The sequence below is a fragment of the Ktedonobacter robiniae genome, assembly GCF_016587375.1.
Lineage (GTDB): Bacteria > Chloroflexota > Ktedonobacteria > Ktedonobacterales > Ktedonobacteraceae > Ktedonobacter > Ktedonobacter robiniae.
In genome coordinates this window covers 4,736,562-4,751,871 of record NZ_BNJG01000001.1, presented here as the reverse complement: position 1 = coordinate 4,751,871, position 15,310 = coordinate 4,736,562, and the positions used below count along the sequence as shown (strand labels likewise).

Below are 15,310 nucleotides of genomic sequence, written 5' to 3'. Positions count from 1 at the left end.
CCTGGCTTTAATCTCATTATAGCCCTACCCAAAAGAGGGGACCGGGGAAAAGAAAATCTTTCTCCCGTCCCCTCGATAAGCTTCGTGCGGCTTCTAGCCTTCTGCGACGGCTACAGATGGTTTATTGATACGTTCAAGAAGTACATTTAAAAACTTCTTGCCGCCCGTAGCAACAAGCATGGGATTACGCGCCATAATTCCCATAAAGAGACTGGCACTATAGTCACAATGCAAGGCCTGGGCCATTTGGGCGGGAGTCAGACGTTTTAACAGATCAAAGGCATCATCCCACTGTTGATCTGTATACGCAGCGATATGCTTATTAATCAGATAGGAAAGCTCCATATCGCGACCAAAGCGTGCCCGCCATTTCTTATCGAAGCGGCTCAAAAAGGCCCCCGATACATCACGCTGCTGAACGGCCTCGGCGGCGACCTCGCCCGCCATCTGGCCTGAGTACATCGCAAAACGAATGCCCTCACCTACCAGGGTCGACCCCTGAGCACCAGCATCGCCTGCCAGTACCAGTCCATCACGGCAGAAACGCTCCACCGGCCTCACAGCTGGGAAGAGACCAGTATGATATTCAACCGGGCTTGCACCGCGCAGTTTCTCTTTTAGCTGCGGCATGTGCAGGATACGATCCAAATAAACACGCGCGTCGTTATCGCAATCGGGATGAATCACACCTGTTCCGAGGCGCACGCGCCCATTTCCACGTGGGAAGACCCAGGCATAGCCCTGTGGGGCATACTCGCTTCCCATAATGAGATAGACAGTATCCTGGGGATAATGGGGGGCATAAAGGTCATACTCAGCGCCAAAACCATAGCGGTGAAAGGCCTCACCCATATCTGTGCGCACCCCAATATGGCGCGAGAAGCCGCTGGCATCAATCGTCACGTCCGCGCGTACTTCGCTACGCTCACTCACGTGATTTTTATAGGTCACACCTGCTACACGCTCACCATCAGTCAACACCTTGTCAACCGTGTGACGTACGCGTACCTCGGCTCCGGCGCTCACCGCGCGGCCCGCCAGGTGCTGGTATAAGCCACGAATATCAATCACACAGGCAACCGCGGGATTATAGTTTACTTCGAACTCGCGTTTGGGGGAGACAAAGACAATCTTCGTGACCGGGTGATAGAGGTGATGAGGCACTTTCAATGCCTTCATATCGCTGATCCAGCTTCCGCCGCTGGTATGGATGGGATAACCAATTTCGTTCTGTCGCTCCAGAACCAGGGTACGCATCCCTTTGGCAGCCGCAGCCTCAGCCGCGGCCAGACCAGCGGGGCCGCCGCCTACAATAAGCACTTGATACTCGTCTGGCATGAGATTCCTTCTACAAACTTCGGAGACTACCTATGCGAAAACCTGAGCACGGGAGCGCTAGCCACGGTTGTGACACTGCTGTGCCACCGCTTGCCCCCGAGTGGGAGATCAGTTTTCGTATAAGAAAGGGGTGATTTGAAATAGGAACAGTATGAGCCATTTTCTGGTATAGGTTCAGCGAAAACCAGATCACTTTTCCTGGCTCTATTTGAGGCATAGTATAGACCACGGATCTATTACTGTCTATACTATGCAATCTGGATAAAGGCCTCCGACTAGGATGCGGGGGCCATTAGTTGAGCCAGGGGATTAGTACCATCCCACGTTCCACTTGCCGCCAGAGGTCGGAAACGCGCAAATAATTCCTCGCTATACCAACCCTCTTGCCTGGTGCGCCGTATGACTTCGCGATGAGCCTGCTGACCATAGGCAAACGCGGTTACATCTGGCAGGCTTTGCCAGAGACTGAGTGTGGCCTGATAGAACAGAGGGGCCTCGCCAATCCCCACCGAATTGAGTAACGCTGGCTGCTCCAACAATTGCTCAGCCACGGCTGGCACCGCGCCCAGAAAGGCTCTAACTCGACTGGGGCGAATGGTAGCACGCGTTAAGATAACCCAGGGGCCTGGCTGGGGTGGTGAGGCTGGCATCATCTCGCGAAAAGGGTCCTGGCCTTCCCAGACGCCATGCCAGCGCACAGGCTGCATATACACCGTCCAGACCTCCTCAGCCTGGCGCTGCGCACGTTTCATCAATGCAGACTGAACTTCAAATTGGTGCAAAGCGGCATAAGAGTGCCATACGGAGAAAATGGCGGAACGCCGCAAATCGGCATGTGAATCAAAAGCCTTGCCCTGGCTCACACCTAACAAGCGCCAGAAGCGCAATCCTGGCGTACGCGCCATCGTCCAGCGGTCCAGCCCAAGGTATGCCAGCGTGCGTAGACTCGGCTGCTGGTAACGAATCAAGGTAAACGCAACGATAGGTTCATTGTCGGAAATCATTTGAGATAGCCCAAGATGATGCATGTAGAAGTTCTCCAGTCACATCACTATTATAGGCTAGACGCGCACAAACACACAATCAAGCCTCTGCCTGTGGACAGAAGCATATCCTTGTTCAGCTTTTACATTAATACTGCACAGCTAACAGCACAACTCAACTATTCAACAACTCACCAGGTGCAACTTTTATACATTGGCATACGTGTATTTACCTATAGGTACTCTATCAGTGACAAAATTGACATAAGCAGTAGAGCGGTATCCTACGAAGAATGCCGCATTGTCAGGTAAGCATACTTATGCCGCCTGGCTTGCATGTTAGGAGGAAACGCTTATGACTACGCATCAACATACAACTGCAATAGGTGTTTTTACAGAGCGTGCTCAGGCGGATCGTGCCCTGGAGGCTTTGCATAATGCTGGCTTTACCGATGATATGATCGGTTTTATCCAGCGTGACCTGCGTAATGCTGATACTGGTCGCGCCGCTACAGATGCGACTGAGATGCCCGCGACTGCCGATGATAAGACAGGGGCAGCAGCGACAGGAGCAGTGGGAGGCGGCATTCTTGGTGGATTGCTCGGCGCGGCGGCGGCCCTGGTCATTCCTGGTATTGGCCCAGCCATCGCGGGCGGCATTCTGATTACGACGCTAGGAGGCGCCGCCATTGGAGCAGTAGCAGGCGGCCTGATTGGCGCGCTTACGAATATGGGTATTCCCGAAGATGAGGCGCGTTACTACCAGCAGGAGCTTGAAGCGGGTCGTACCCTGGTCACGGTCAACGCGGGCGACCGCTATGATGAGGCAGTAACCATCCTGCGTGGGCAGGGCGCTTATGATGTACATACGCAGCCTGGTTCTCAGCAGCCTATCGCTGGCGCCTATGATACACAAAACACAGACCCACGCTATACCACAAACGAACAGCGCATCTACAACCGTGAAAACTATCCTGTCACAAATGTAAAACAGCCTGCCGACGCCATTGGCACATCATATACTGGCGCTGGCGCGGAAAACTATCGCACAAACAATCCGCAAGAGGGCGAAGATTTCCAGGGCAATAACGCCGGTATGTATCGGAAAGACATGCCTCCTATGCAGGAAGATGATGCCTCGCAGCATCGTCAGCTCGATGATTACACCACACACGCGTCTTCAATACAACAGGGTAATCTGAACAGACCTGGGTATGACAATACCACTGCCCAGACGCCCTATAACCAGCGCAATATGCAGACACAGCCCTACAGCCAGAATGATCCCGCCTACGATCGGTCGGCTCAGCAGCGCTACAATCAGGGGATGGAACAATCAGAGACGCAGTCACCGTATACCCAAGATCAGGCAGAATACGGCACCAATGCGGCTCCAGGTAATGATCCCTATCGCGTGACGAACACGACAGATACATATAATAATCCCAACGCAGATCCAAACATGGCGCCACGCGAGAACTATCCTTACGAGGAGCGCTCTGATACCGCCGGCACTCCTGGCAGTAATCAGCCCAACAATCCTCAGCGACGTCGTGAACGCCGCCCCGAGGAGATACGCAAGGAGAACACACCGCCACCAGCTGACAACCAATACTAATATTCATAGTAAATGCGGGCGCATGCCCCAAAAACAGAGCAGGAGAGAGGCGCATAGTGTATGCGCCTCTCTCTTTTTTTACACATATACAAGCACTTACAGACTAATCCGTGCCTCCACTTTAACCACCTTTCGAGCGGCGTTACATTTGACTTTGAGCTCGTTTCATGCTATAATTAGAACAAGATTTCAATGTGCATCGTACACTAACGGGTCATTACTCACTTATTTACCACCACGTTTGCTTATTCTTTTTCTCTATCATAAATGTGCCCCTGCAGGGCCGGAGGTTAGTGTACACATGAGCATTTTTCAATTAACACAAACCATCCAGATCATGCCGTCGCTCCCTAACCGTTCAAGCAGGCGTGCTTCACAGCCTATGCTGCCCGGGCTGGAGCCGGAGATCGAAGTAAAGCCAAAGATTTCTAATCGCCAGATTGCGGAAGTTCTTTCAGGTATTGCGGACCTGATCGAAGCGCAAAATGGCAACCCTTATCGCGTCCAAGCCTACCGCAATGCCGCGCGAGGCGTTCTTGAGTTGTCCGAGCCCGTGGCCGATATTCTGGCACGCAACGAAGAGCCAACGATTCCCGGTGTGGGAGAACGGCTGCGTACACGCATCCGCGAGCTGGCCCAAAGCGGAACCATGACCTTCCAGAATGGCCTCTGCATGCCAGCACTACCCGCAGGAGTACGGGCCTTAATGAATATCGAGCATGTCGGTCCTTACACGGCGATCCGTCTCTATGAGGAATTGAGCATCGACTCGCCCGAGAAGCTCTTCCGCGCCGCGCAGCAGCAACGCATTCGCCAGCTAGCAGGCTTTGGTGCGCGCAGCGAGGAGCGCCTGAAGGAGGCCGCCCTGCATCTACTAGGCAAGAAGACTTCTCATCAACCGCTCGGCGGCGCTGCCTGAGCTAGCTATACCTCGCCCCTGCTGTGCGCATGAATGAGAACAGGCAGATGGCTTGCAATGATATCTGCAAGCCATCTGCCTGTTCTTTTTACATTCAGAGATGTATGCTCAGCAGCAGACGTGTGCGCCTGCTTGTGTGCCTACTAGAGTACAGCCTCTAATTCGTCCAGCACAGAGATCTGTGAAGCAATCATTGGACGGTACTCCTCTTGACAGACATCATCATAGCGATTGATCCACATACCACGCATACCAGAGTGATAGGAACCAGCGATATCCCTGGGCAGGCTATCACCGACCATGACCGCCTGCTCAGGCGCAACGCCTAACTCCTGCAAAACATGAACAAATATCTCTGGCTCAGGCTTACCAATACCAACCTCTCCTGATACGGCAATCGTATCAAAATACTGCTCCAGGCCAGAAGCACGGATCTTCTCTCGCTGCAGATCGGGGGCGCCATTCGTCAAAAGGGCCAGCGCATACCGCTGCTTTAGCGTGCTCAGCACCGCTTCTACATCGGAGAAAACGCGATAACAGCTCCGGCGCTCTTCACGGAAACAGGCAGCCAACTCTTCGGCCAGCTCATCATTGATGATATCCTGCTCCGCCAGAGCGCGTTTCCATAGGAGTTGCTGGAAGACAGGCGCCCATTGGAAGAGTGCCTGGATGTCTGGAGTCTCGCCCTCGAAGCGGCCCCACATCCCCTCTGAGGCGCTAATACCGATGGCATGGCAATAGGCGTAGGTGGGGGCCTCTGCCCAGAGTAGTTTTGCGTGTCTGTAAGCATCTATGCGTAACCGAGCGCTATCAAGCTGAACGCGCGCTTGTGCATAGAGACAGGCCTTACGCAGTGCGCACTGCGTGGCCTGACGATCCTCAATGAGGGTTTCATCTAAATCAAAGATAATAGCTTGAACTGACATATAGCTCCCAATAATATGTTAAGCAAGTTTGTTTCGACATCAAAAATTGCCGCGCTCGATCATAGCGATAAAGCGTTGCTCTAATTCATAGGTTCGCGCTCCCACCTTGCCCTCCCCAATCGGGACATCGTCAATATGGGTCACGGGCGTGATCTCACGCGAGGAAGATGAAATAAAAGCCTCGTCTGCCTCTGCAAGCTCACTGAGAAGGATGGGGCGCTCTTCAATAGGAAAACGTCCTTGCGCCAGCTCTACAATGACCTGGCGCGTAATTCCCATCAGGATCTCAGAGCGTGGCGTAATCAGCGTATCTCCACGGAAAACAAAGAAATTGCTCCGCGTCCCCTCCAACACGTGGCCCGCGGCATTTACATACAGAGCATCGCTTGCTCCACGTCGCTGGGCCTCTTTCAGGGCGCGCATCGCCGCCAGGTAGCTTGAGGTTTTAGCTTCGGGCATCTCACGCTCCATGCGCGTGGTAATGACCTTGATACCACGCTCGAAGCGCTGCATATCTCGCTCGGGCAAGGGTGTGACCAGCACTGCCAGGACTGGTTTGCCACTGGGAAAGACACCATCCTCACTTGTGCCGCCGGTCACCAGCAGGCGCAGCGAGGCGTGTATGTAGCGGTTGCGCTCAATGGCTTCCCGCACCACGTTGGCAATTTCCTCAGAGGTATAGGGAATGTCTAGCTCGATAAGCTCTGCCGAGCGATAGAGCCGGCGCAGATGCTCGTCGAGATGAAAGGGGCGACGATTGTAGGTACGCAGGCTTTCAAAAACGCAGTAGCTCCGTAGGACTGCGACATCATTGATTGAAAGCGTGGCCTCGTGCGGATGCACCCAGCGTCCATCGACATACCAGAGGGCTTCGGTATCCATCGTTCGGAACTCCTTATCAGCGTACTTCTAGAATGTGTTTTGCCCGCAGCCATTCCACAAAATTTTCGGGAACACTCATGGTCGAAAGGCGGCTCTGCCGAATCAGACTCCAATCGTCAAACAGGTGAGTCTCTTTAATCTCGCGCAGGGTTACAGGCGTAGCGAAACGCCGTACAAATTCAACGTCAACTACCCAGCTCTTGCTATCATGCTCATCAGGTCTCGGCTCTGAGATCACACGCGCCTCTCCGACAAGCGCCGCCGTCCCCATACTATGGTAAATTAGCATGGTATCGCCGGGCTTCATCATGCGAATAGCTTGGAGCGCCTGGGCATTACGCACACCATCCCAGGTTGTACGCTGCTCCTGCTCCAACTGCTCAATAGCATAGGTCTCTGGATCGGTCTTCGCTAGAAAATACGCCATAATAAGATAGCCTCTCCCATCAAAAATACACCGTAGGCATACACCATACAACTCCACATGCTAAGCATCCGCCCGCAGTGCGGACGCAACGGATATCCTTGCCTACTCAATCATTAAGACGAAGAAACAGAGCACATGTGAACAAACTAACCAAAGTTAGCCAAACGGATCAATACCTAAACGCGAGTCCTACAACAATACCTGAAGCCAGGAACACAGTAGTCTTCTATACTAAGCATAGAAAGACTTTCGCAGAAGCAATTATGGGGGCAGTTCTATGCCAAGGCTGATCAATATTGGTGAGCGCCGACTAGCAGTCAGCAATAAAGGGCGGGGACGACCAACAGTGGTGCTAGAAATGGGACTAGGGGCCAGGGGTAGCCTCTTTAATGAGGTTGCCGAGCGTATCTCGAGCTTTACCCACGTTGTCTGGTACGATCGAGCTGGTCTTGGCTTCAGTGATCCCGCCCCTGTTCCACGAACGATACAAGATATCGCACGAGACCTGCATGCATTGCTACTTCATGCATCTATCCCAGGACCATATGTGCTGGTAGGGCATTCTATGGGAGGCTTGACGGTACGCTTTTACCGGGAACACTATCCAGAAGAGGTCGCGGGTATGGTCCTCCTCGATGCCTCACACGAGGAACAACGCGAGCGCTTGCTGGCGATACTGCCACCTGAGCAAGAGGATGAATTGAGCCACCTGGCACATCTACGTCATATACTCAGCACACGTTGGAATGATCCAAACAAAAACGAGGAGAAATTCGACCACCGCGCCAATAGCGCACTTATGCGCCACTGCCACTCCCTCGATGACCTCCCACTCATGGTCATCAGTCGTGGGCGCTCCGACCGCGACCCGGCCAAGTTTCCACCTGGAGTCGTGGAAGAGATCGAACTGACATGGCTGCAAATGCAGAGAGAGCTTGCTCGCCTCTCCTCAAAGAGTCAGCATATGCGAGCGGAGAAGAGTGGGCACATGCTCAATCGCGATGTGCCCGATCTCGTTGTAGAGGCTATTCGCCAGGTTGTGTTGCAGATACGAGCATAGCCGATACAACTACCAGGGCTTCAGTCTACCATCACAACCTATTGATAACGCTGAAAAATCAAGGATGTATTATGCCCACCAAAGCCCATGGAATTAGAGAGCGCGACGTTGACCTCTCCGTGCCGGGCCTCGTTGGGGATATAATCCAGGTCACACTCGGGATCGGGATGCTCCAGATTGATGGTTGGCGGCATAATGCCATGCACGATACTGAGGGCAGAGATGACGGCTTCAATGGCGCCAGCCGCGCCAAAGGTGTGCCCCAGCATGGATTTTGTCGAGCTTACTGCCAACTTGTAGGCATGCTCACCGAAACAGGTTTTGATGGCCTGCGTCTCAGTAGAGTCATTGAAACGCGTCGAGGTGCCATGCGCATTGATATAATCGACCTGTTCAGGACGCAGATCCGCGCTTTGCAAAGCACGCTGCATAGCGCGTATTAATCCCTCTCCTCCCGGGGCAGGTTCAGTAATATGATAGGCATCTGCCGTTGAGCCATAGCCGACCAGTTCCGCGATGATGGGCGCACCACGCTCCAGGGCGAAGTCCAGGTCCTCCAGCACCAGCATGCCAGCACCCTCACCCATGACAAAGCCATCTCGTTCGGCGTCGAACGGGCGACTGGCCCGCTGAGGATCGTCGTTGCGGCGCGACAAGGCATGCATATTGGCGAAGGAGGCCATCCCGAGAGGAGTGACAGCTTTTTCGGAGCCGCCCGCCAACATGACTTTCGCCGTTCCGCGACGGATGATCTCCCAGGCCTCTCCAAGCGCGTTACCACTGGTCGCGCAGGCGGAGACCGCGGCCCATACGGGTCCACGCGCCCCGGTCAGCAGCGAGACCATGGCGGGGGCCGCGTTGAGCATCATCATGGGGATCAGAAATGGACTGACACGAGAGGGTCCCTTCTCGTGCAGGACCGCGAACTGTTCATGAAGGCTGATAAAGCCGCCCACACCACTACCAATACAGACGCCCGCATCAGGCGCGAGCTGATCAGTAATTGTTAAACCGGCCTGGGCAAGCGCCTGACGGGATGCCGCGACCGCCAGGTGCGTGAAGGGATCATTACGGCGGATCTCCTTACGCTCCATATACTGGCTGGCATCAAAGTCCCTCACCTCACCTGCAAAGCGTACCAGGTACTCACTGGCATCAAAGCTGCTAATAGGGCCAATACCCGAGCGACCCTGACAGAGCGCCTCCCAGGTCTCTTCAAGCGTATGCCCCAGGGATGTCACCATCCCCATACCTGTCACTACAACACGCTTCATAATATATTCCTCCACTGGCTAGTTCTCATAAAATACTTCTCCACTGGCTAGTTACTATTGCAATAACACATTGTATGGCTCAGATATTCATTCTTTAGGCACTATCAATTAACGGCCTCGAAAGCATCATAACTGGACGCATTTGTTCTGTCAAACCTCTCCCTATTGACATTCTACCTACTAGATGGTAGACTCAAGCTAATGAAGACACAGGTAAATACCGCACAACAAATTATCGAGATTTCGCTGACGCTCATGATCGAGCGCGGATACAACGCCTTCAGCTACGCCGACATCACTGAGCGGCTAGAGATCCGGAAGGCTAGTATCCACTATCACTTTCCCAATAAAAGCGACCTTGGGCGCGCAGTCGTGGTTTATTATCGTGCGCTGGTGCAACAGAGTCTCAACCAGATTGAGCAGACAAGCGACAATCCCAGGCGCCAACTTGCTATGTACATTGAGCAAGTACACAAGCAACTGAAGGAGGATAACTTCTTCTGTCTCTGTACGCTCTTTGCCGCTGAGCTTCCGACCTTACCTGAGAATGTACGAGACGAGGTTCAGGGTTACTTCCGCGACCAAGCAACCTGGTTTTCTGAGCTACTGACAAGCGGGCGAACGAAGGGTATCTTTACTTTTGGAGGTGACCCCCAGATCGAGGCTCAGAGCGTCGTGGCCGCTATGCAGGGGGCGATGATCGCCGCTCGAACCTACCAGGATCCCGAGCGTTTCCGCGCCATCGCGCTCCAGGTGTCTTCAGATTTGCAAAAGTAGACAAGGCACAAATTTTTTTGACATATATCTACCTTCTAGTAGATAGGTAAGTTCACAGGAGGATTTAATCATGGCATTTCGCAGTGCAGATGTTGAATGGCAGGGCAGCGTCCAGAGTGGACATGGGCATATTAAGCTCGCGAGTGGCGCGTTTGAGGGCGATTATTCGTTGCGCACCCGTATGGATGCCGGAGCTGAGACCAACCCTGAAGAACTGCTGGCTTCGGCTCACGCGGGCTGCTTCACCATGGCGTTCTCCATGGCGCTGGGAGCAGCGGGTCATGAGCCTACGCGCATTCATACCACAGCCCAGGTGCGCCTCTCCCAGCGAGGTGGCGAGTTTATCATCCCACGTATTGACCTCAAAACAGAGGCCGTCGTTCCTGGCATCGACGCCGCCACCTTCCAGGAGATCGCGACAAGGGCCGAGCGCTCCTGCCCCGTCTCCAAGGCGCTAGCTGGCACTGAGATTCACCTGGAGGCCACCCTCCTCGAAGCCTAGTGACAAGAGTGTAGCCGTCATGAGTAAGGAGCCAAGTTTGCTTGACCCCTTACTCATGACGGCTTTTTACGATATTTAACTTGCAAAGGCTTTATCAAGCAGGCGCGTGACGTCACTGTTGAGAACATCAAAACTACCAGGTGCGCCCAGTTCGGCGCCATAGAGTAGGCGGTTATTACGTACAGCAGCAAAAACGACGCAGTAGCCAGCGCCGCTCCCCGAGCCGGTCTTGATTCCAATCACACCTGAATAGCTTGTGAGCAGTTGATTGGTGTTGTACCAGTCGTAGCGCCGATTATATTGTGTGGGAGGAATATGATACTCGGTCTGCCGCACAATCTCGGCAAAGATCTGGTATCGCATGGCATAGCGTGCGAGCTTCACCAGGTCCTGTGCACTTGAATAGTTCCCATCAGGAATGACACCATGTGGACTGGAGAAATGGGTATGTGCCAGGCCGAGCGCCTGGGCCTTGGCGTTCATCATGGCAACAAAGCCATCGGTCGAGCCACCCACCACACGCGCCAGGGTTAAAGCAGCGTCGCTACCTGAAGGGAGGAGTAGCCCATAGAGCAAGTGGCGAATGCGTAAATAATCACCAACATGCAGCTGGGCCACGCTCGCCTCGGGCGGCAACTGGTCCAGGTCCGCCTGCTGCACCGTGATAATCTGATCCAGGTTGCTGCTATTCTCGATCGTCACGACCGCGGTCATAATCTTTGTGGTACTGGCAATCGGAACGCTTCTCTGACTATCGCTGTCGAAGAGAACATGATTGTTAGCGTTATCTATTATGTATGCGCTGCTCCCATTCATGATAGGGGTTGGGGTTGGAGATGGCGTCGGTGAAGGGGTTGGAGATGGCGTCGGGGAGGGTGTTGGCTCCGGCGTTGGCGTCGCCTGAGCAGCAGCAATCGTAGGTGCAGCGTTCAACGAGAAATACACAAACGTTCCCATAGCGACAAGAAAGAGAACCATCGCAATCAGAAGTACACTCAAAAGTATTTTTCGCGAATTCATCGACATCGGCCTCTGGAAGCCCCTGTCTTTAGACATGGGGAGGAAAGAGGCCCTCCTTTCTTTGGGGTGGATAGGGTAGTGATGCATTCTACCCACTTGGCAATTCTTCATATATATGAGATGCTTTTTGCATGGATAGGACACTTGTTTTGCAACTGACACCAACGCACGAACAAGCAACCCTGTTGCAACAGACATTGCAAGAGCACACTGCTTGCTTTAATGCCGTGGCTGATGAAGGCTTTACTACCAAGTGCAGCAATGGGGTGGAACTGCATAAGCGCACCTACTATGACTTGCGTCTGCAGGATCCCAACATGCCTGCGCAACTGGTGTGTGCCGCTCATGTCAAAGCCACCGAAGCCGTCAAGAGTGCGCTTGACCGGGTGAAGAAGGGTCGCAAGGCACGTGCTCCACGCTCTCGTGTCTGTCCTATCCGCTACGATCAGCGTTCCTACTGGGTCAAGTGGGAGACCCTGACGACCAGCCTTGCCACGGTGCAAGGACGTGTACAACTTTCCTTTACCGTTCCCAAATATGCAGAAAAGTACCTTGGCGGCAAGATCTGTAGTGCTGACTTATGCTATCGCAAAGGGAAGTACACCTTGCATGTGGTGGTCCGTCTTCCTGATCCGGCTCGCCCCTCTTCTGATGAGATGATAGGCGTTGACCTTGGTTTGACCCACCCCGCTGTAACTTCCAAGCATCTGTTCTTGGGTGAGCGTCGATGGAAAGAACAAGAGCGCCGCATTTTCCGTCTCAAACGTCAGTTGCAAACCAAGAACACCAAATCTGCTAAAAGGCACCTGAAAAAGCTTTCGGGCAAACGGTTTCGGCAGAGAAAAGACCATGACCACGTCCTCTCCAAACGCATCGTTCAGCATGCTCCACCCGGTAGCACCATTGTGCTTGAGAACCTGACGCATATTCGCTCTCGTGCGCGCATACGCAAAGGCGAAGGACAACGCCGCCTGCATTCGTGGAGCTTCGCCCAGTTCCATTCCTTCTTGAGCTATAAAGCGCAGGAGAAAGGCGTGGCTGTCGTGAAGGTTGACCCACGCCATACCTCGCAAACCTGCTCGTGTTGTGGACATCAGGCGCGCAATAACCGTCGTTCTCAAAGCCTCTTCCTTTGCCGTATGTGTGGATTCAGCCTCAATGCTGACCTCAACGCCTCTCGTAACATTCGCAACAAGTATGTTGTATCTCTTGCCAGCCTCGGTACACCTTTGGCTGGTGGGTCGGTGTCAGACGGCCTCTCGTCTCATGCTTCGGCGTAGGGACAAGCCCCTGCATGTATGCATGGGGTATCTGACATATTTAGCTTTCCAGAAATATGCTACACCAGGAGTCAGTGTAGTATAGGGCACTGATGATAGAAAAGCATGTGTCAAACGACCCATAGATTAAAAGCCATATACAATAATCGTTGCAGCTTGCTTTTTGTGACAGACTTTCTCACCGTTACGCGGCTCGTAGGAGTAAAAAGATGTGGTCTGGTAATGCCTGTGACATTACCAGACCACATCTGACACGAAGCAACCTCCTCTTAGAGTGCGGTTACGTGATGCGCCTTGCGCAGGCGGAGTACATCATCCTCTTCGCTCTCGGGCACAAGCGATAGATTTCCCAACAGATTGCGCTGCCTCTGCTCAAGAATGATCTCACCTGGATGAAGTGTTCGCCATACGCTCTGCACCGTGTCGGGGGCATATTGACGATAGAGGAAATAGCACTCTATGTGCTTCTCCAGGGCCAGGTGATTCGCGCGTCCAAGGATATCCTTGGCCTGCACATCGTTAATATGAGGTTCCGTCATGCGAAAAATCTCCCGGCGCTCAGTTTCGCCTTGCCCCAGGTAGAGAAAGACAACTGGCCTGTGTTCCTTATTGTTGATCGCTGCTTGTATGACTTTCTCGTTATTCGGATCGTTCGAACTCAAAATCGCGAGGACCGTACCCGGCACATGCTTTGTAACGCCAGTTGTGACTACCGAGACACGACCGCGGCGCCGATGGTAGAGATAGCTGGCGAAGGCAATAAGCATGCCTACAACCGCGACCGAGCCACCAAAGGCCGTTGCCAGCGGCTTGGCGATCAGATTTGTACACCAAGCAATCATCACAAGAAGCGTCGTAAGAATACCAAGCCAGAAATTGACGGGAGAGCTTGCCCAATGGCTAGGTGACTCGGGAACTTCGGCGGGACCAGCCTGCTCCTCGACCGCATGTCGGCTCTCGACCAGCCCATCCACCGAGACCTCTAGCTGATCTCCCTGGTGCACCTCCAGCTTAGCCTGGCTCTGCCCATCGCCCCCAACAATCGTGCTCTGCTTCTCCAGCAGCTTCTTCAAGCGATAAGCCTTGTTCTGCCGGTAGCGCACAATATCCATCCCCAGGCAGGTCAGCGTAAACGCCCCCAGCAAGCCAAAGGCATACATATCGCCAAGAATATTGATATCGCCGTGTACCAGGAGAAGTACCACCATTGGAATTCCCGTCGCCAGGGTAATGGCATAGTGGGGCGTGTCACGCAGTTTGTTGCGCTGCAAAAGCGCCTCGGGAAAAAACTCCATGCGTGAGAGCGCCAGAAAGACATGATATGAGCCAATGATCGCCGTATTACTGGCGAAAATGAGGAGCGCGCCCGCGCTGATAGCGACCTCAGTCTGCAGAATAGGCCCGCCCCAGTGGCCAGCCAGGAGCGAGATGATCTGCGCCGAGCGCTCAGCATTGGCGGCATCATTGGGTAAGAGTAAGGTCGAAAGCATTGTCAGCAAGGGACTGGTCAGGCCTACTGTAAGCACAACGAGGAAGAGAGCCATTTTACCAACCATACGACGTGGTAACTTCATGTTGGGAGCAAGCTGCGAGATGCTCTCCAGTCCCGAAAAGGCCAGGAACGACCCCGCGTACCCAATCAAGATGGAGGTTGGCGTAATTGCTCGTCCGCTAAACATCTCGGGGAAGAGGCTCAAGAATTGCTGAAATGAGAGATGAGTAAAGACAGTTACCAGGATTGCCAGGTCACTTACGAAGGCAATGCAGGCACCCACCATACTCACCCGTGCGCTCTCGCTGATGCCCACCCAGTTCAGAATGCCCAGTAACACTAGCACAAGCAGCGTCAGCCAGACGGTAAGGCTAAAACCAAATACGCTCGTGCCTGTACCCAACATAGGAAAGACGACGCTGAGATACAAGATACCCGAGAGACTACTGATAGCTGCAGTAAGAAAGTAGTCAACCAGGATAAACATGCCACCCAGAGCTCCAAACCAGCGATTAAGCGCCTGGCTCGCCACCGTTACTACACCACCACCCTGGGGGAAGCGATAGGTCACCTCTACATATTTAAAGGTCAACAGGAGAAAGACCGACATCGTTAAGAAGACAAAAAAGCCCGCCAGTTTCCCAACAGTTGTATAGAGAATACCTGGCACATAGTAGATAGAGGTGCCAATATCGGCAAAGACGACCGCCCAACACAGGAGCGGCCCGAGCTGTTGTGTCTGCTTCTGCTGTTCCATACCTGCGTCCTCTTGCTCTCTCTTCTCACGGGGAAACATAGGGATATCTTTTACT

14 protein-coding genes are annotated in these 15,310 nt (G+C 53.4%); 6 read left to right on the top strand and 8 right to left on the bottom strand.

The genetic code is table 11. The annotated features are described in order from the left end of the window. Positions 1 to 93 precede the first annotated feature (93 nt). Both JMJ04_RS19910 and JMJ04_RS19905 read right to left on the bottom strand, forming a co-directional pair. Positions 94 to 1,338: an NAD(P)/FAD-dependent oxidoreductase gene (locus tag JMJ04_RS19910; protein ID WP_201372170.1), complete on the bottom strand. Its 1,245-nt coding sequence runs from the start codon at positions 1,336 to 1,338 to the stop codon at positions 94 to 96. A 275-nt stretch (positions 1,339 to 1,613) separates the two neighbouring features. Then, complete coding sequence (locus JMJ04_RS19905) at positions 1,614 to 2,366, bottom strand: hypothetical protein (protein ID WP_201372169.1); 753 nt, start codon at positions 2,364 to 2,366, stop codon at positions 1,614 to 1,616. 310 nt (positions 2,367 to 2,676) lie between these two features. Here JMJ04_RS19905 and JMJ04_RS19900 point away from each other — a divergent pair, with 310 nt between their 5' ends. Then, entirely contained in the window at positions 2,677 to 3,939 is a 1,263-nt protein-coding gene (locus tag JMJ04_RS19900) for a general stress protein (RefSeq protein ID WP_201372168.1), read from the top strand. A gap of 301 nt (positions 3,940 to 4,240) precedes the next feature. Then, complete coding sequence (locus JMJ04_RS19895; RefSeq protein WP_201372167.1) at positions 4,241 to 4,858, top strand: helix-hairpin-helix domain-containing protein; 618 nt, start codon at positions 4,241 to 4,243, stop codon at positions 4,856 to 4,858. Between the two features lie 143 nt (positions 4,859 to 5,001). On the opposite strand, the gene JMJ04_RS19890 is transcribed toward JMJ04_RS19895, so the two are convergent. The 3 genes from JMJ04_RS19890 to JMJ04_RS19880 are packed head-to-tail and all read right to left on the bottom strand — an operon-like array spanning position 5,002 to position 7,093. Further along, a complete protein-coding gene (locus JMJ04_RS19890) occupies positions 5,002 to 5,784 on the bottom strand; it encodes an HAD family hydrolase (RefSeq protein WP_201372166.1) in 783 nt (260 codons plus the stop codon). A 39-nt stretch (positions 5,785 to 5,823) separates the two neighbouring features. Next, a complete protein-coding gene (locus tag JMJ04_RS19885) occupies positions 5,824 to 6,666 on the bottom strand; it encodes an aminotransferase class IV (protein ID WP_201372165.1) in 843 nt (280 codons plus the stop codon). A 16-nt stretch (positions 6,667 to 6,682) separates the two neighbouring features. Continuing rightward, positions 6,683 to 7,093, bottom strand: a complete 411-nt coding sequence (locus tag JMJ04_RS19880; protein ID WP_201372164.1) for an EVE domain-containing protein — start codon at positions 7,091 to 7,093, stop codon at positions 6,683 to 6,685. 277 nt (positions 7,094 to 7,370) lie between these two features. Here JMJ04_RS19880 and JMJ04_RS19875 point away from each other — a divergent pair, with 277 nt between their 5' ends. Then, on the top strand, positions 7,371 to 8,153 hold the full coding sequence (locus tag JMJ04_RS19875) for an alpha/beta fold hydrolase (protein WP_201372163.1): 783 nt from the start codon (positions 7,371 to 7,373) through the stop codon (positions 8,151 to 8,153). 38 nt (positions 8,154 to 8,191) lie between these two features. On the opposite strand, the gene fabF is transcribed toward JMJ04_RS19875, so the two are convergent. Continuing rightward, a complete protein-coding gene (gene fabF, locus JMJ04_RS19870) occupies positions 8,192 to 9,427 on the bottom strand; it encodes a beta-ketoacyl-ACP synthase II (RefSeq protein ID WP_201372162.1) in 1,236 nt (411 codons plus the stop codon). Positions 9,428 to 9,628: 201 nt separating this feature from the next. On the opposite strand from fabF, the gene JMJ04_RS19865 reads away from it, so the two are divergent. Next, positions 9,629 to 10,204, top strand: a complete 576-nt coding sequence (locus JMJ04_RS19865) for a TetR/AcrR family transcriptional regulator (RefSeq protein WP_201372161.1) — start codon at positions 9,629 to 9,631, stop codon at positions 10,202 to 10,204. A gap of 70 nt (positions 10,205 to 10,274) precedes the next feature. Further along, the gene (locus tag JMJ04_RS19860; protein WP_201372160.1) at positions 10,275 to 10,706 is read left to right on the top strand and encodes an OsmC family peroxiredoxin; all 432 of its coding nucleotides are present in this window, start codon (positions 10,275 to 10,277) and stop codon (positions 10,704 to 10,706) included. A gap of 75 nt (positions 10,707 to 10,781) precedes the next feature. Here the strand turns inward: JMJ04_RS19860 and JMJ04_RS19855 are convergent, their stop codons facing one another. After that, entirely contained in the window at positions 10,782 to 11,732 is a 951-nt protein-coding gene (locus JMJ04_RS19855) for a D-alanyl-D-alanine carboxypeptidase family protein (RefSeq protein ID WP_201372159.1), read from the bottom strand. 125 nt (positions 11,733 to 11,857) lie between these two features. Between JMJ04_RS19855 and JMJ04_RS19850 the strand changes: the two genes are divergently transcribed. Continuing rightward, entirely contained in the window at positions 11,858 to 13,006 is a 1,149-nt protein-coding gene (locus tag JMJ04_RS19850; RefSeq protein ID WP_201372158.1) for an RNA-guided endonuclease InsQ/TnpB family protein, read from the top strand. 269 nt (positions 13,007 to 13,275) lie between these two features. Here the strand turns inward: JMJ04_RS19850 and JMJ04_RS19845 are convergent, their stop codons facing one another. Continuing rightward, complete coding sequence (locus JMJ04_RS19845; protein ID WP_201372157.1) at positions 13,276 to 15,255, bottom strand: APC family permease; 1,980 nt, start codon at positions 15,253 to 15,255, stop codon at positions 13,276 to 13,278. Between the last annotated feature and the right edge of the window lie 55 nt (positions 15,256 to 15,310).